14 protein-coding genes are annotated in these 14,486 nt (G+C 67.4%); 9 read left to right on the forward strand and 5 right to left on the reverse strand.

Features of this window, described 5'->3' with window-relative positions; translation table 11 throughout:
- Positions 1-90 precede the first annotated feature (90 nt).
- Positions 91-984, forward strand: a complete 894-nt coding sequence (locus AC1DFU_RS11165) for an alpha/beta fold hydrolase (RefSeq protein ID WP_441592079.1) — start codon at positions 91-93, stop codon at positions 982-984.
- Between the two features lie 20 nt (positions 985-1,004).
- On the opposite strand, the gene AC1DFU_RS11170 is transcribed toward AC1DFU_RS11165, so the two are convergent.
- Positions 1,005-2,072, reverse strand: coding sequence for an NAD(P)/FAD-dependent oxidoreductase (locus AC1DFU_RS11170; RefSeq protein ID WP_092292647.1), 1,068 nt, complete (start codon positions 2,070-2,072; stop codon positions 1,005-1,007).
- 151 nt (positions 2,073-2,223) lie between these two features.
- Here AC1DFU_RS11170 and AC1DFU_RS11175 point away from each other — a divergent pair, with 151 nt between their 5' ends.
- The 7 genes from AC1DFU_RS11175 (at position 2,224) to AC1DFU_RS11205 (ending at position 8,318) form a co-directional block, all read left to right on the forward strand.
- On the forward strand, positions 2,224-3,069 hold the full coding sequence (locus tag AC1DFU_RS11175) for a 3',5'-nucleoside bisphosphate phosphatase (protein ID WP_441592177.1): 846 nt from the start codon (positions 2,224-2,226) through the stop codon (positions 3,067-3,069).
- Positions 3,070-3,109: 40 nt separating this feature from the next.
- Positions 3,110-3,745 carry an L-threonylcarbamoyladenylate synthase gene (locus tag AC1DFU_RS11180; protein WP_441592081.1) on the forward strand — a complete coding sequence of 212 codons (636 nt, stop codon included), beginning with the start codon at positions 3,110-3,112 and terminating at the stop codon, positions 3,743-3,745.
- Positions 3,746-3,812: 67 nt separating this feature from the next.
- Positions 3,813-4,478: a site-2 protease family protein gene (locus tag AC1DFU_RS11185; RefSeq protein WP_092292651.1), complete on the forward strand. Its 666-nt coding sequence runs from the start codon at positions 3,813-3,815 to the stop codon at positions 4,476-4,478.
- Between the two features lie 6 nt (positions 4,479-4,484).
- Positions 4,485-5,084 (forward strand): class I SAM-dependent methyltransferase, encoded by a 600-nt coding sequence (locus AC1DFU_RS11190; protein ID WP_092292653.1) that lies wholly within the window; start codon positions 4,485-4,487, stop codon positions 5,082-5,084.
- Positions 5,085-5,239: 155 nt separating this feature from the next.
- Positions 5,240-6,124, forward strand: coding sequence for a 4-hydroxy-tetrahydrodipicolinate synthase (gene dapA, locus AC1DFU_RS11195; protein ID WP_441592083.1), 885 nt, complete (start codon positions 5,240-5,242; stop codon positions 6,122-6,124).
- 63 nt (positions 6,125-6,187) lie between these two features.
- The gene (gene bamC / locus AC1DFU_RS11200) at positions 6,188-7,456 is read left to right on the forward strand and encodes an outer membrane protein assembly factor BamC (RefSeq protein WP_092292657.1); all 1,269 of its coding nucleotides are present in this window, start codon (positions 6,188-6,190) and stop codon (positions 7,454-7,456) included.
- 70 nt (positions 7,457-7,526) lie between these two features.
- Positions 7,527-8,318, forward strand: a complete 792-nt coding sequence (locus AC1DFU_RS11205; protein WP_092292659.1) for an MBL fold metallo-hydrolase — start codon at positions 7,527-7,529, stop codon at positions 8,316-8,318.
- Positions 8,319-8,449: 131 nt separating this feature from the next.
- Here AC1DFU_RS11205 and AC1DFU_RS11210 read toward each other — a convergent pair whose 3' ends face one another.
- On the reverse strand, positions 8,450-8,692 hold the full coding sequence (locus AC1DFU_RS11210) for a hypothetical protein (RefSeq protein WP_092292661.1): 243 nt from the start codon (positions 8,690-8,692) through the stop codon (positions 8,450-8,452).
- Between the two features lie 198 nt (positions 8,693-8,890).
- Positions 8,891-10,099 carry a ribosomal protein uL16 3-hydroxylase gene (locus AC1DFU_RS11215; RefSeq protein WP_441592086.1) on the reverse strand — a complete coding sequence of 403 codons (1,209 nt, stop codon included), beginning with the start codon at positions 10,097-10,099 and terminating at the stop codon, positions 8,891-8,893.
- 11 nt (positions 10,100-10,110) lie between these two features.
- On the opposite strand from AC1DFU_RS11215, the gene AC1DFU_RS11220 reads away from it, so the two are divergent.
- On the forward strand, positions 10,111-10,641 hold the full coding sequence (locus AC1DFU_RS11220) for an FKBP-type peptidyl-prolyl cis-trans isomerase (RefSeq protein ID WP_092292663.1): 531 nt from the start codon (positions 10,111-10,113) through the stop codon (positions 10,639-10,641).
- 155 nt (positions 10,642-10,796) lie between these two features.
- Here AC1DFU_RS11220 and AC1DFU_RS11225 read toward each other — a convergent pair whose 3' ends face one another.
- Together AC1DFU_RS11225 and mutS are read right to left on the reverse strand one after the other, a co-directional pair.
- Positions 10,797-11,843, reverse strand: coding sequence for a hypothetical protein (locus AC1DFU_RS11225; protein WP_369823388.1), 1,047 nt, complete (start codon positions 11,841-11,843; stop codon positions 10,797-10,799).
- A complete protein-coding gene (mutS, locus tag AC1DFU_RS11230) occupies positions 11,840-14,455 on the reverse strand; it encodes a DNA mismatch repair protein MutS (RefSeq protein WP_092293299.1) in 2,616 nt (871 codons plus the stop codon). The genes AC1DFU_RS11225 and mutS overlap by 4 nt, the downstream gene beginning before the upstream one ends.
- Positions 14,456-14,486 lie beyond the last annotated feature (31 nt).

Genomic DNA, 14,486 nt, shown 5'->3' on the forward strand with positions numbered 1-14,486 from the left:
TTCTATTTTTATCCAGGCTGCCGCGCGGCCCCCCATCCGCCGCGCGCCCGAGAAGACCTGGCAATACAGAGACAGAAGGGTAGAGACACCATGACCATCACGGAAACCTCGCGTTCCGAATTTATCACGCTGCGCGGCCTGCGCACGCACGTTCGCCACTGGGGCACGCCCGGCGCGCCCAAGCTGTTCATGCTGCACGGCTGGATGGATGTGGCCGCCTCGTTCCAGTTCCTCGTCGATGCGCTGGAGCGCGACTGGCACGTGATCGCCATGGACTGGCGCGGCTTCGGCGAGACCGACCTGCCGACGCGCTACCCGGGCACCACGTCCTACTGGTTCCCGGACTACGTGGCCGACCTCGAGGCGCTGCTCGATCACTACCAGCCCGAAGGGCAGGTGGATCTGGTGGGCCACAGCATGGGCGCCAACGTGGTCTGTATCTATGCGGGAGTGCGTCCGCAGCGCGTGCGGCGCGTGGTGGATCTGGAGGGCTTCGGCCTGACCCGCACCCGACCGGACCAGGCGCCGGGCCGGCTGGTGCGCTGGCTGGACGAACTGCGCGCGCAGCCGGAGCTGCGCACCTACGAGAGCGAGGCCGCCGTGGCGGCGCGCCTGCAGAAGACCAATCCGCGCCTGCCCGACGATCGCGCCGCCTTCCTGGCCGCGCACTGGTCGCGCCGCAACGCCGAGGGCCGGTGGGAGATCCTGGGCGACGCGGCCCACAAGATGACCAATCCCATGCTGTATCGGATCGACGAAATCATGGCGATCTGGGCCAAGGTGGAAGCCCCGGTGCTACACGTGGAGGCGCGGGACTCCGCCACGCTCCAGCACATCGCCCACAAGCAGCCGCTGGACGAATTCCGAGAGCGCTTCCGCGCCTTCCCGGACTTCCGCGAAGTCACGGTGGATGACGCCGGGCACATGCTCCACCACGACCAGCCGCAGGTGGTGGCGCAGCTGATCGAGGAATTTCTCGCTTGATGACGAGTCGGGATGAAGCCTCACGCGTGCGTGAGCTTCTCCTTGAGCGCGGCGTTGTTGCTGGTGTGCACGTGCACCAGCGACTTCTCCGGCAAGGCGTAGTGGTACGCCTTGCGCAGCGCGAGCGCGGCCTCATGGAAGCCGGAGAGGATCAGCTTTTGCTTGTTCGGATAGAAGCAGATGTCGCCGGCCGCGAAGATGCCGCGGCGCGAGCTTTCATAGGTGGTGGTGTCCACCATGATGCGGCCCGCGCGCATGTCCATGTCCCACTGGGCAATCGGCCCCGGCTCGGACACCAGTCCGTACAGCGCCACGAGTTCGTCGGCGGGCAGCGTCTGCTCGCCGTCGCGGGTCTTGATCGTCGCGGCGGTCAGCCGGTCGGCGTCATCGGTCTGCAGGCCGCCGAGCATACCGACGACGAAGTCCATCTCGCCGGCCGCCACTGCCGCGCGCATCGACGCCACGGTGTGGTCGGCGGCGCGGAAGCCCTCGCGCCGGTGCAGCAGCGTCACGCGCCCGGCCACCTTGCGCAGCGCGAGCGCCCAGTCGAGCGCCGAATCGCCGCCTCCGGCCACGATCACACGGCGGCCGGCAAAGCGCGAGGTGTCGCGCACGGCGTAGTGCAGGTGCCGGTCCTCGAGCGCGGCGGCCTCGGGCAGCGCCACGCGCTGCGGCGCGAAGGCCCCGGCGCCGGCGCAGACCAGCACTGCCGCCACGTCGAAACGCTTGCCGGCGTCGGTGGTCACCAGCAGGCGCGGATGGCCGTCGGCGCTGGCGTGCTCGCTGACGCTGTCGGCGCGCTGGCTGAAGTGCATCGGGAACGCGAACGGCGCGCATTGCTCCATCAGCCGGTCCACGAGGTCCTGCGCCAGGCAGCCCGGCACGGCCGGAATGTCGTAGATCGGCTTCTCGGGGTAGAGCTCGGTGCACTGGCCGCCGGCCCGGTCGAGCACGTCGATCAGCTCGCATTTGAGCCCCAGCACGCCCGCCTGGAACGCGGCGAACAGGCCGACCGGCCCGGCGCCGACGATCAGCACATCGGTCTGCGTGGTTTCTTGGGGAGCGAGCGGGGAGGGCGTGGAAGACATGATCGAGGCAGGTGCGCGGCGGGCGCCAGGTGGCGCGCGGCGCATGGGGGAGCGGAACAAGGCCCCATCATACCTTGCGTGCCTTGGGAATCCGGGCACGCCACCGTTGGCGGCAGGGCTAAAAGACCCTGCCAGGAGTAGAATGAAGACCATGCAAAACCCGCACGCCATCAACGCCGATCTGCACTGCCACTCCACCGTGTCCGACGGGATGCTCGCGCCACGTGACGTGGCCGCGCGCGCCCATGCCGGTGGCGTGGCTTTCTGGGCGTTGACGGACCACGACGAGGTGGGCGGCCAGCGCGAGGCGCGCGACGCCGCCGAGGCACTCGGCATGCGCTATGTGCCTGGCGTGGAGATTTCGGTCACCTGGGCCGGCCAGACCGTGCACATCGTGGGCCTGCAGATCGATCCCTTCCATCCGGGCCTGATCGACGGCCTGGCCCGAACCCGCGACGGCCGCGCCCGGCGCGCCCAGGATATCGGCGAAGCGCTGGCCAAGGTCGGCATCCACGATGCCTACGCCGGCGCGCTGCGCCATGTCGGCAATCCTGACCTGATCTCGCGCACCCATTTCGCGCGTTGGCTGGTGGATGAAGGCTATTGCGCGACCATCAGCGACGTATTTAGCGAATATCTGTCCGATGGCCGCCCCGGCTTCGTGCCGCACCGCTGGTCGAAGCTGTCCGAGGCGATCGGCTGGATCCGTGACGCCGGCGGCGTCGCTGTGATGGCCCACCCGGGCCGCTACAACTACACGGCCACCCAGCACGACGCGCTGTTCGACGAATTCACCCAACTGGGGGGCCGCGCCGTGGAGGTCGTGACCGGCAGCCACACGCCCGACCAGTTCCGCCGCTATGCCGATGTGGCGCGCCACTACGGCCTGTTGGCCTCGCGCGGGTCGGATTTCCATGGTCCCGGCGAGGGCCGGGTCGATATCGGCACGCTGCCGCCGCTGCCATCGGACGTTACCCCGGTCTGGCACGACTGGTAGCCGTCCGCCCGCCCCGCCTTCCGCCCCCGACGATCCCTGAATGTCCCAGTACTTCGAGATTCACCCGGTCAACCCGCAGCTGCGCCTGATCAAGCAAGCCGCGCAGATCCTGCGCCAGGGCGGGCTGATTGCGCTGCCGACGGACTCCAGCTACGCGCTGGCCTGCCCGCTCGACGACAAGACGGCCGTGGAGCGCCTGCGCCGGCTGCGCGGCATCGACGACAAGCACCATCTGACCCTGATGTGCAGCGACCTGTCCGAGTTGGGCAACTTCGCGCGCGTGGATAACCGCCAGTACCGCTGGATCAAGGGCGCCACGCCGGGGCCGTACGTGTTCATCCTCGAGGCGACCAAGGAAGTGCCGCGCCGGCTGTCGCACCCGGCCCGCAAGACCATCGGCGTGCGCGTGCCCGACCATGCTGTGCCGCTGGCGCTGCTGGCCGAACTGGGCCAGCCGATGATCTCGGCCACGCTCCAGATGCCCGGCGATGACGAACCCATGAACGATCCGGCCGAAATCCGCGCCCGGCTGGAGAAACAGCTCGACCTGGTGGTGGACGGCGGCCCGGCGCCGGCGCAGCCGACCACCGTGATCGACCTGAGCGGCGGCGAGCCGGAACTGGTGCGGCTGGGCCGGGGCGATGTGGAACGCTTCGGGCTGTCCGCCACGCTTTGAAAATCGGCCACGCTTTGACACAAACCGGACAGCCTGCGGGCGCCATTGCACGGATAGAATAGGGCACATGGATTCCTCGCTCATCCAGACCGTTGCGGTCTACGCCCTGCCAGTCTTGTTCGCCATCACGCTGCATGAGGCCGCCCACGGCTATGTGGCGCGCTTTTTCGGCGACGACACGGCCTACCGGCTCGGCCGCGTCAGCCTGAACCCGATCCGGCATATCGACCCGATCGGCACGGTGGCGGTGCCGCTGCTGCTGTATTTCCTGACCGCCGGGCAGTTCGTGTTCGGCTTCGCCAAGCCGGTTCCGGTAGTGTTCGGCCACCTGCGCAACCCGCGCTGGCATGGCATGTGGGTGGCCCTGGCCGGCCCGGCCAGCAATCTCGTGCAGGCGTTCATCTGGGCGCTGGTGGTGATCGGGCTGGCCTGGGCGCAGGTCCAGGAGCCGTTCTGGGGCCAGATGGCGCGCGCCGGGGTAATCGTCAACGTGGTCGTGGCCGCCTTCAACCTGTTTCCGATCCCGCCGCTGGACGGCGGGCGCGTGCTGACCGCCTTTCTGCCGCAGCGCGTGGCGGCCGCCGTCAGCCGAATCGAGCCGTATGGCATCTTCGTGGTGCTGGCGCTGGTGGCGGCGGGCGTGATCACGCGGGTCTGGATGCAGCCGGTGATGAGCCTGCTGCTGTCGGTGGTCGAGCTGATGCTCCGGCCGATCATCCTCCTGCTGCAATAAGCCGCCATGACGCTCGCGCACGCGCCACTGGGCGCGCCTTCGTCGTGGGTGACCCGCTGGGCCCACCTGATCCGGCCGGGCGGCCGCGTGCTCGATCTCGCCTGTGGCAGCGGGCGCCACGCGGCCTGGCTGGCGGGGCAGGGGTTTGACGTGCTGGCCGTGGATCGCGACGCCGAGGCCGTGGCGGGGCTGCCCGCCGGCGTGGTGGGCCGGGTGGCCGATCTCGAGCAGGACGGCTGGCCGCTGGGGGACGTGACTGACGGGGCGGACGGGGCGCCGCTGGACGCCATCGTGGTCACCAACTACCTGCACCGCCCCCTCTGGCCGCACCTGCTGGCGGCGCTGGCGCCTGCCGGGGTGCTGATCTATGAAACATTTGCAATTGGTAACGAAACCGTCGGCAAGCCGTCCCGGCCCGACTTCCTGCTGAAATCGGGCGAATTGCTCGACATGGCGCGCGGAACCCTCCGCGTGGTGGGGTACGAGGACGGGGTGGTAGAAGTGCCGAAAACGGCGTTCGTCCAGCGGATTTGTGCCGTGCGCGAGTCCACGGGCGGCGCGCCGGGCACCGCGCCACCGCGCTACAGGCTGCCGGCGCGGCCCTAGGCTGGCCGGTCGGGCGGTGCGCCCGGCCCGTGTCAGCGCGCAGGGCGCTTCACACGTTGAAAATCCTGATGTTTCCCCTCACCCCGGGGGAGTCCGGAGCGGCTGACGGTTCCGGTACAATCCCGGATATTCGATTTCCCGAGTTTCCTTAAGCTATGACACAGATTACCGGCAGCATCGTGGCCATCGTCACCCCGATGCATGAGGATGGCAGCCTGGATTACCCCGCGCTGCGCGCCCTCATCGACTGGCATGCGGCAGAAGGCACCGATGGCATCGTGATTGTGGGCACCACGGGCGAGTCTCCGACCGTCAACGTGGAAGAGCATTGCGAACTGATCCGCGTGGCCGTGGAGCAGTCCAACAAGCGCGTCCCGATCATCGCCGGTACGGGCGGCAATTCCACCAAGGAAGCCATCGAGCTGACCGCCTTCGCCAAGAAGGTCGGTGCCGATGCGTCGCTCCAGGTGGTGCCGTACTACAACAAGCCGACGCAGGAAGGCATCTACCGCCATTTCCGCACGATCGCGGAAGCGGTGGAGCTGCCGGTGCTGCTGTATAACGTGCCGGGCCGTACCGTGGCCGATATGACCAACGACACCATCCTGCGCCTGGCGCAGGTGCCGGGCATCGTCGGCGTGAAGGAGGCCACGGGCAACATCGACCGGGCCGCGCAGCTGATCAAGGATGCGCCGGAACACTTCGCGATCTACAGCGGCGACGACCCCACCGCGGTGGCGCTGATCCTGCTGGGCGGCCACGGCAATATCTCCGTGACGGCCAACGTGGCGCCGCGCAAGATGCACGAGATGTGCGTGGCGGCGCGTAACGGCGATGTGGTGACCGCACGCCGGCTGCATATGGAAATGATCGAGCTGAACCGCGCGATGTTCGTCGAGGCCAACCCGATTCCCGTCAAGTGGGCGCTGCAACAGATGGGCAAGATGGCCGGCGGCATCCGCCTGCCGCTGACCCCGCTGGCCGAAGCGCAGCACGAGACCGTGCGCCGCGCGCTGGCCAACGCCGGCCTGCTCGCCTGACCTTAACCTTACCGGCTGAACCTTGGCGTATCGCCGCCTTCTTGAAACCAGGATTACGTGTCAATGAAACAGAAGCTTAACCGTCGCGGCGCGACGCAAGTCCGCCGTGCCGCCATGGTCGCGCCCGTGCTGGCCCTGACCCTGATCGCCGGCTGCAGCAGCATCAATGAGGCCATGCAGCCGGACAAGATCGACTACAAGTCCCAGGGCAAGAAGACGGCATCGCTGGACATTCCGCCGGACCTGACCAAGCTCGACGGCGAGCGCCGCTACACGGTGCCCGATGCCTCTGGCACGTCCACGCTCTCGAACTACACCCAGGCCAACGCCGGGCGTGCCCGCGAGGCCAGCCCGACCGACAACGTGCTGCCGGGCGCCCAGGGCGTGCGCATGGAACGCGACGGCAACCAGCGCTGGCTCGTGATCAGCAACGGCATGCGTGCCGACCAGCTCTGGCAGACCCTGCGCGGCTTCTGGCAGGAGAGCGGCTTCCTGTTGGTGCAGGACTCGCCCGAGACCGGCATCATGGAAACGGACTGGGCTGAGAACCGCGCCAAGATCCCGCAGGACATCATCCGCAACACCATTGGCAAGGTGTTCGACGGCCTGTACTCGACGTCCGAGCGCGACAAGTTCCGCACGCGCGTGGAGCGGTCGCAGAACGGCCAGCTCGAGGTGTTCATCAGCCATCGCGGTGCGCAGGAACAGCTGACCGGTGTGGACAAGACCAGCACGGTCTGGACGCCGCGCCCGGCCGATCCTGAGCTGGAAGCCGAATTCCTGTCCCGCCTGGCCCAGCGCCTGGGCGTGCAGAAGGAGCAGGCCGACCGCATGGCCAAGAACCCGACGCCGGCCGGCATCGGCACGAATGACGCGGCCGCCAATGCCGCCACGCCAGCGGTGGGCACCGCCGCCGCCACTGGCATCGGCGCCGCTGCAGCCACCGGCGCACCGTCGGCCGACGGCAGCAAGTCGTTTATGTCGCAAGTCAATGGCACGCCGGCGCTGCAATTGCCGGAGCCGTTCGATCGCGCCTGGCGCTCGGTCGGCCTTTCGCTGGATCGCGTGAACTTCACGGTGGAAGATCGTGACCGTGCCCAGGGCCTGTACTACGTGCGCTATGTGGATCCGCGTACCAGCGTGGACGATCGCGGCTTCTTCTCGAAGCTGTTCACGAAGGCGAACGACGGCAAGACGGCCAAGAAGTACCGCGTGGCGCTCAAGGGCAACGGCACGGGCACCACGGTCACCGTGCTGAACGAGGCCGGCCAGCCGGAGAACACCGAAATCGGCAAGAAGATCCTGTCGCTGCTGGACGAGCAACTGCACTGATGGGTCTTTGTCGCAGTCAGACGGTCCCGACGGCTCCTGCCGTCGGGAGCCATCCCGAGCGAGCGCATCGATGATGCGCTTTGCTTTTTTGGGCAGTGGCAGCGAAGGCAACTCGCTGCTGATCGAGGCCGTCGATGGCACCACGGTGACCCGTGTGCTGCTCGACTGCGGGTTCGGCATCCGTGAGACCGCGCGCCGGCTCGAGCGGCTCGGCGTCACGCCGGGCCAGCTCGACGCGGTACTGGTCACGCATGAGCATGGCGACCACGTGGGTTCGGCCTACGCGTTCGCCGCGCGCCACAAGCTTCCGGTTCATACCAGTCACGGCACCTGGCTCGCCACCGCGCACATGCGCGGCGCCGATGTGGCCGATGTGCGCGTGTGCTGCGCCGACCACGCGTTCTCGGTGGGCGGCTTGCAGATTCTGCCGTACACGGTTCCGCACGATGCCCGCGAGCCGCTTCAGTTCGTGCTGACCGATGGCAACGCGCGGCTTGGCGTGCTAACCGATGCCGGCATGGAGACCCCCTACGTCACAGCGCGGCTCGCTGGCGTGGATGCGCTGGTTCTGGAGTGCAACCATGACCGCGAGATGCTGCGGAATTCGGCTTATCCGTATTCGTTGAAACGGCGTATCGGCGGGGATTTCGGGCACCTGGCCAATGAAGTGGCGGCGGCGATCCTGTCGCGGGTGGCGCATGGCGGGCTGTCACGCGTGGTGGCCGCTCATTTGAGTCAACAGAACAACACGCGCGCGCTGGCCTCGGGGGCACTTGCGGCCGTGCTTGGGGTGGCGCCGGAGGAGATCCTGATTGCAGATCAGGAGGAGGGGCTGGGATGGCAACCGGTCCGCGGCATGTGATTCAAGATTATCTGAGGCCGGAACGGTGCTGAAGCCGAGATGATGCGCCGGACTACCGGGCGCGCCGCGAGTAAATCGCGGGCAATAAAAAAGCCGACCCGAAGGTCGGCTTTTTTATCGGAGTAATCCGATTACTGCTTGGCAGCCGGGGCCGAAGCGTCAGCGGCCGGAGCCGATGCGTCAGCAGCCGGGGCAGCGGCCGGAGCCGATGCGTCAGCAGCCGGAGCAGCGGCCGGAGCCGATGCGTCAGCGGCGGGAGCCGTGGCAGCCGGAGCAGCCGTGTCAGCGGCCGGAGCGGCAGCTTCTTCCTTCTTGCCGCAAGCGGCCAGGGCAACAGCTGCCAGCAGGGATGCGATCAGGAGAGACTTCTTCATTTTTCGTCCTTTAACTTTTAATTACTGAAAACAGGCGATGAATAATTACCGGTAATTATCGCTCTTGAACTGCAAATTTGAGGCTCTCCCGGGTGCCGACAATGCAGTGGTACACAGTACTAGCCAGCGGGCGATTATATCCGCGTTTCCCCTGCTTGTGTACAGTCGAAATTTGCTGGTTCTCTTTGTTACGCATTATTACACGCGTACAGGCGCAATCTGCAACCAGCCTTCCAGCGTCCAGTCGTGGAAGGTATCCATCAAGTCGGGCAGAGCGGCGCACGCAGTGACCTCCGCAGCGGTCAGATGACGGTGGTCCGCCAGCCGACGCAGCCATTTCGCCAGCGATGCCGGCGGTTCGTAGGCCTCGCCGTTGAGGAAGAAATGCGTACGGTCATAGAGCGCAATGGAACCCGGAGCAAGGACTACGCCATGCGCCTGGGCCAGCTTCGTGTACTTGCGCAGCGGAATCTCCTCGACCTCGGCGAACATCACCGATTGCTTCGGTTCGGAGAGGTGCGAGCCGAGGAATTCGGACACCATCGCGCCGTTCCATTTCATCGCCTGGAGCCGCTCGGCCACTGCGCGGCCCAGCCCGGCCGGCATCTGCGCGGGATGCGCCGTCGCGGTCTCGTCGGCGTCGGCGTAGCGGCCGTCGAGGCCCTCGTTGCCTTCCACCGTTTCCGATAGCCACGCGAGGAAATGGCCGGCCAGCTCCCGGTAGGCAGGGGCGCGGAAGCCGATAGAAGCGGTCATGCACTCGCCCTCGGCCACCCCGTCGTGCGCGTACTGCGGCGGCAGGTACAGCATGTCGCCGGGTTCCAGCACCCATTCCTCCTCGGTCGTGAAGTCCGACAGGATCTTCAGCGGCATGTCGGGAATCAGGTCGAGCTTGGTTTGTGACGAAATGCGCCAGCGGCGTCGGCCCGATACTTGCAACAGGAAGACATCATAGGAATCGAAGTGCGGACCCACGCCGCCGCCGTCCGTGGCGTAGCTGATCATCACATCGTCGAGCCGCGCGTCGGGCACGAAGCGGAACTGGCTCATCAGGTCGGCCGCGGCCTGGTCGTGCAGGTTGACGCCCTGCACCAGCAGCGTCCACTTGGTGGCCTTGCGCGAAGGGAGGTTGTCCTCGGCAAACGGGCCGTGCTCGAGCTTCCAACGGTTGCGAAAGTACGACACCAGGCGCGACTCCACGTCCTCGCGGTCGGCCAGGTCAAAAAGCGCTTCACGCGACACAGGCGGCACGATTCCGGGCACTGCCTGTCGAATCAGCAAAGGTTTGCGGTGCCAGATCTCGCGCATGAACACGGCGGGTGTCATGCCCCCAAGCAGCGTGAGCGGCGCGTCGGGATCGATGGGGCCCGCAGGCAAGGCCTGCGCGTATAATGCGGAATCGCTCATGGAGTCAAGAATTGAAAATCGCTAAGAACACGGTGGTGTCCGTGGTGTACAAGCTGTCGGACACGCAGGGCAATCTGATCGAAGAGTCGGATGAGCCCATGGTCTATTTGCACGGCGGGTATGATGGCACGTTCCCGAAGATCGAGGAAGCGCTGGACGGCCACGACGCCGGCTTTGAGACCCAGCTGCAGCTGGAACCCGATGAGGCCTTCGGCGACTACGATGCCGACCTCGTGAAGGTGGAGCCGCGCAATCGCTTTCCGGAGCCGCTGGAAGTCGGCATGCAGTTCGAGGGCGTGCCCGAGGACGGCGACGACGAAGACTCCATCATCTACACGATCACTGACGTGGCCGAAGACAAGGTGGTGCTGGACGGCAACCATCCGCTCGCCGGCATGGCGCTGCGTTTCTGGCTGAAAGTGTCGGAAGTGCGCGAGGCGACCAGCGATGAAGTCGAGCACGGCCACGCCCACGGTGCCTCGGGCATCGAAGTGGTGGATGAGGACGAGGACGGCGACGACAGCCCTCGCACGCTCCACTGATCTTCCCAAACAATTGAGCGATGCGTGAGCCCGTCCGCAAGGCGGGCCGCAGTGCTGCGATGGGGTCGTCGCAGGACAACGAAGAAGCCGGCAATTGCCGGCTTTTTCTTTGGGTTTTCGGGCTCGCAGTTCCTTTAATTCCCCGCCGTTTCCGGCTAGTTGCCCTTCACCCCGTCGCGCAGCTTCACCTGGAACACCGCCCGCGAGCCCGGCGACACCGTCAACTCGGTCCAGCGGGAGGGCGATCCCACCGGCAGGGCCACGCGCGTGACATTGGCTATGGACTTGCCCGCCGCGTCCCGCAGCGGCTTGTCCACGCTGAAACCGCTGTCGCTCGCATGGACGAGTAGGACCTGGCCCTTGTACTTGCCGGCCAGTTCGCGCAACTGGCGCTTGAACTCCAGATAGCCATCACGCGCGCCGCGTCGCAGGAAGCCATCGAACAGGGTCGGCTTGCCACGCTTCTCCCAGCCATTGCCGAACATTGGATCGGCATGGCCGACCACCACCACGCCGTCGAGGTCACGCTGCTCGGCCACCGAGAACGCGCGGGAGAGCCACTGCCGATTGGCCTCGCGCCGGTCCTCGAACTCGCCGTTGCGGCCGCCCTCGGTACGATAGTGGTTGTTGTCGCCCGGCAGGTTCATGCCGACGATCAGCACGTTGCCCAGTACCATGCGGGCGTTTTCCCGGTAGCTGCGGAACGTGGCCTGGTCCGACTGGCGCGTAACCGGCAGCGTACGGCGCCCCAGCGTGGCGTCCACCGGGAAGTACAGTTCGCGCAGCCGGTTCAACCGTTCCACCGCGTCGAACTCGCCGTTCACCGGCTTCTGGCATTCGGCCCAGTCGTTCTCGCCCGGCACATAAAGCAGCGGTAGTGGCGCGTCGTCGAGCACGCGCTGGCGCACGTTCAGCACGGCGTCGCCACACGACTCGGTATCGCCCTTGATGCCGCCGGCATGGACGATCAGCGCCACCTGCTGGGTCGACATCAGATCGAATAGTGCGGCCGTGTCGGCCTCGGCCGCCGGCCATTGCGGCACATCGGCGATCAGCGCAATGCGCACGGGCTGCACTGCTGCCGGCGGGGGTGGCGCGACGCGCCCGGTCCGGGCCGCGTGGGCGAGCCCGGGCCCGGCACATGCCGTCCAGCAAACCGCGGCCACCGCCATGTGCCGCCAGACCCGCCGATGTGCCGTCATACGGAGGGCTTGCTCTCCGCCAGCGCCTTGAGCCGGTACAGCGCATCGAGCGCGTCGCGCGGCGTCAGGCTGTCGGGGTCGATGTCAGCCAGCGCGTCGAGCGCCTCCAGGGCGGCCGCATCGACCGGCAACGCTGCGGCCCCGCCTTCCCCGTCCGCCTCCTCATCTTCGTCCGGCGGCGCAGCGGGCGCGGCGAACAGGTCGAGTTGCGGCGTGGGGGTGGCATCGGCGGACTGCTGTTCCAGCCAGGCCAGATGCTTGCGCGCGGCGCGGATCACCGGCTGCGGCACGCCGGCCAGTTGGGCGACCTGCAGGCCATAGCTCTGGCTCGCCGGGCCGTCCTGCACGGCGTGCAGGAACACGATGCCGTCGCCATGTTCCACGGCGGACAGGTGCACGTTGGCCGCCTGCGCGAACTCCTGCGGCAGCTGCGTCAGCTCGAAATAGTGGGTGGCGAACAGCGTGTGGCTGCGGTTGTGCGAGAGCAGGTGGCGGGCGATGGCCCAGGCGAGCGCCAGCCCGTCGAACGTCGAGGTGCCCCGGCCGATCTCGTCCATCAGCACAAGGCTGGACGGCGTGGCGTGGTGCAGGATGCCCGCCGCCTCGGTCATTTCCACCATGAACGTGGAACGGCCGCCGGCAAGATCGTCTGCTGCGCCAATCCGCGTGAAGATGCGGTCGACCGGACCGATCACGGCGCGCCGCGCCGGTACCCAGGCGCCCACACATGCCAGCAGCACGATCAGCGCGGTCTGGCGCATGAACGTCGACTTACCGCCCATGTTCGGGCCGGTGATCAGCAGCAGCTTGCGCGCCTCGGTCAACTGGCAGTCGTTGGGGATGAACTCGGTCGAATCGGCGGCTAGCTGGCCCTCGACCACCGGGTGGCGGCCTTGCACGATGTCGATCACGTTCTCGCTCACGCGCTCGGGCTGGACCCAGTCGAGCGTGCGGGCCCGTTCGGCCAGTGCTGCCAGCACATCGAGCCGCCCCAGCCCGCCCGCCACGCGTTGCAGGGCGGAGATATGCGGCAGCAGGGCCTGGAGCAGCGCTTCGTAGAGAACCTTCTCACGCGCCAGCGCGCGGTCCTGTGCGGACAGCGCCTTGTCCTCGAAGGACTTCAGCTCTGGCGTGATGTAGCGCTCGGCGTTCTTGAGCGTCTGGCGCCGGCGGTAGTCGTCGGGCACCTTGTCCGCCTGGCCGTTCGTCACCTCTATATAGAAGCCATGCACGCGGTTGTACTCCACGCGCAGGTTGGCGATGCCCGTACGGGAGCGCTCGCGTGCCTCGAGGTCGATCAGGAACTGGCCGCAGTTCTCGGAAATGTCTCGTAGTTCGTCCAGATCGGCATCGTAGCCGCGCGCAATCACGCCGCCGTCGCGCAGCACCGTGGACGGTTCCTCGGCGACGGCTCGCACCAGCAGGCCGAGGCAGTCTTCCGGGATTTCGAGGTCGTCGAGGGTCTGCGCCAGCAGCGGGGCGTCGTCGGCCAGCGTCACGGTGGCGCGCACGTCGGGCAGCGCGCGCAGGGTGTCGCGCAGCGACGACAGGTCGCGGGGCCGCGCCGTCAGCAGGGCGAGCCGGGACGTGATGCGCTCGACGTCAGCCAGCCGGCGCAGGTTGGTGCGCAGGGCGTCCGGGTCCTGGGCGATCAGCGCGCCGATGGCCTGCTGGCGCGCACGCGGCAGCGCGGGGTCGCGCAGCGGGTGATGGAGCCAGTGGCGCAGCGCGCGGCTGCCCATCGCCGTGGCGCAGGTGTCGAGCAGCGAGAACAGCGTCGGCGATTCGCCGCCGCGCAGCGTTTCCGTCAGTTCCAGGTTGCGCCGCGTGGCCGAATCGAGGCCCACGAATTCCGATTCGCGTTCGACGGTCACGCCCTGTACATGCCGTAGCGACTGGCCCTGGGTGGCCGCCGCGTAATTCAGCAGCGCGCCGGCCGCGCCAAGCGCCGCGCCGAGGCCCGCGCAGCCGAACGGTTCCAGGCTTGCCACGCCAATCTGCTCGCGCAGCCGGCGCGTGCCGGCATCCTGGTCGAAATGCCACTCCGGCAGCCGGGTACGCGCGCAGGTCAGCGCCGGCAGGTCGATGCCATCGGCAAACAGCAGTTCGGCGGGGCGGATCCGTTCGAGTTCGCGGCCCAGTTGTGCCGCCTCGCACTCCATCAGCCGCAGTTCGCCGCTGGCGAGGTTCAGCCAGGCGAGGCCGGTCTTGCTGATGCCGCGCCGCGTGGTCTGCTGGTGCACGGCCATCAGGAACGTGTCGACCTTGTCCGGCAGCAGCGCGGCGTCGGTCAGCGTGCCCGGCGTGACGATGCGGACCACCTTGCGCTCCACCGGGCCCTTGCTCGTGGCCGGATCGCCGATCTGCTCGCAGATCGCCACCGATTCGCCCAGCTTGACGAGCTTGATCAGGTACTGGTCGACCGAATGGAACGGGATACCGGCCATGCGGATGGGCACGCCGCCGGACTGTCCGCGCGACGTCAACGTGATGTCCAGCAACCGCGCGGCTTTCTCCGCGTCGTCATGGAACAGCTCGTAGAAGTCCCCCATCCGGTAGAACAGCAGCGTGTCCGGATGATCCGCCTTGATGCGGAGGTACTGGATCATCATCGGCGTGTGCTTCTCGGGCGCGCCGCGCTTC

It is taken from the genome of Cupriavidus sp. 10L45, assembly GCF_056395225.1.

Bases quoted from the DNA above. Each gene is read 5' to 3' on its own strand.
- AC1DFU_RS11165 (WP_441592079.1), top strand. From the start codon at position 91: ATGACCATCACGGAAACCTCGCGTTCCGAATTTATCACGCTGCGCGGC.
- AC1DFU_RS11180 (WP_441592081.1), top strand. From the start codon at position 3,110: ATGTCCCAGTACTTCGAGATTCACCCGGTCAACCCGCAGCTGCGCCTG.
- AC1DFU_RS11205 (WP_092292659.1), top strand. From the start codon at position 7,527: ATGATGCGCTTTGCTTTTTTGGGCAGTGGCAGCGAAGGCAACTCGCTG.
- bamC (WP_092292657.1), top strand. From the start codon at position 6,188: ATGAAACAGAAGCTTAACCGTCGCGGCGCGACGCAAGTCCGCCGTGCC.
- AC1DFU_RS11215 (WP_441592086.1), bottom strand. From the start codon at position 10,099: ATGAGCGATTCCGCATTATACGCGCAGGCCTTGCCTGCGGGCCCCATC.
- dapA (WP_441592083.1), top strand. From the start codon at position 5,240: ATGACACAGATTACCGGCAGCATCGTGGCCATCGTCACCCCGATGCAT.
- AC1DFU_RS11185 (WP_092292651.1), top strand. From the start codon at position 3,813: ATGGATTCCTCGCTCATCCAGACCGTTGCGGTCTACGCCCTGCCAGTC.
- mutS (WP_092293299.1), bottom strand. From the start codon at position 14,455: ATGATGATCCAGTACCTCCGCATCAAGGCGGATCATCCGGACACGCTG.
- AC1DFU_RS11225 (WP_369823388.1), bottom strand. From the start codon at position 11,843: ATGACGGCACATCGGCGGGTCTGGCGGCACATGGCGGTGGCCGCGGTT.
- AC1DFU_RS11175 (WP_441592177.1), top strand. From the start codon at position 2,224: ATGCAAAACCCGCACGCCATCAACGCCGATCTGCACTGCCACTCCACC.
- AC1DFU_RS11170 (WP_092292647.1), bottom strand. From the start codon at position 2,072: ATGTCTTCCACGCCCTCCCCGCTCGCTCCCCAAGAAACCACGCAGACC.
- AC1DFU_RS11210 (WP_092292661.1), bottom strand. From the start codon at position 8,692: ATGAAGAAGTCTCTCCTGATCGCATCCCTGCTGGCAGCTGTTGCCCTG.
- AC1DFU_RS11190 (WP_092292653.1), top strand. From the start codon at position 4,485: ATGACGCTCGCGCACGCGCCACTGGGCGCGCCTTCGTCGTGGGTGACC.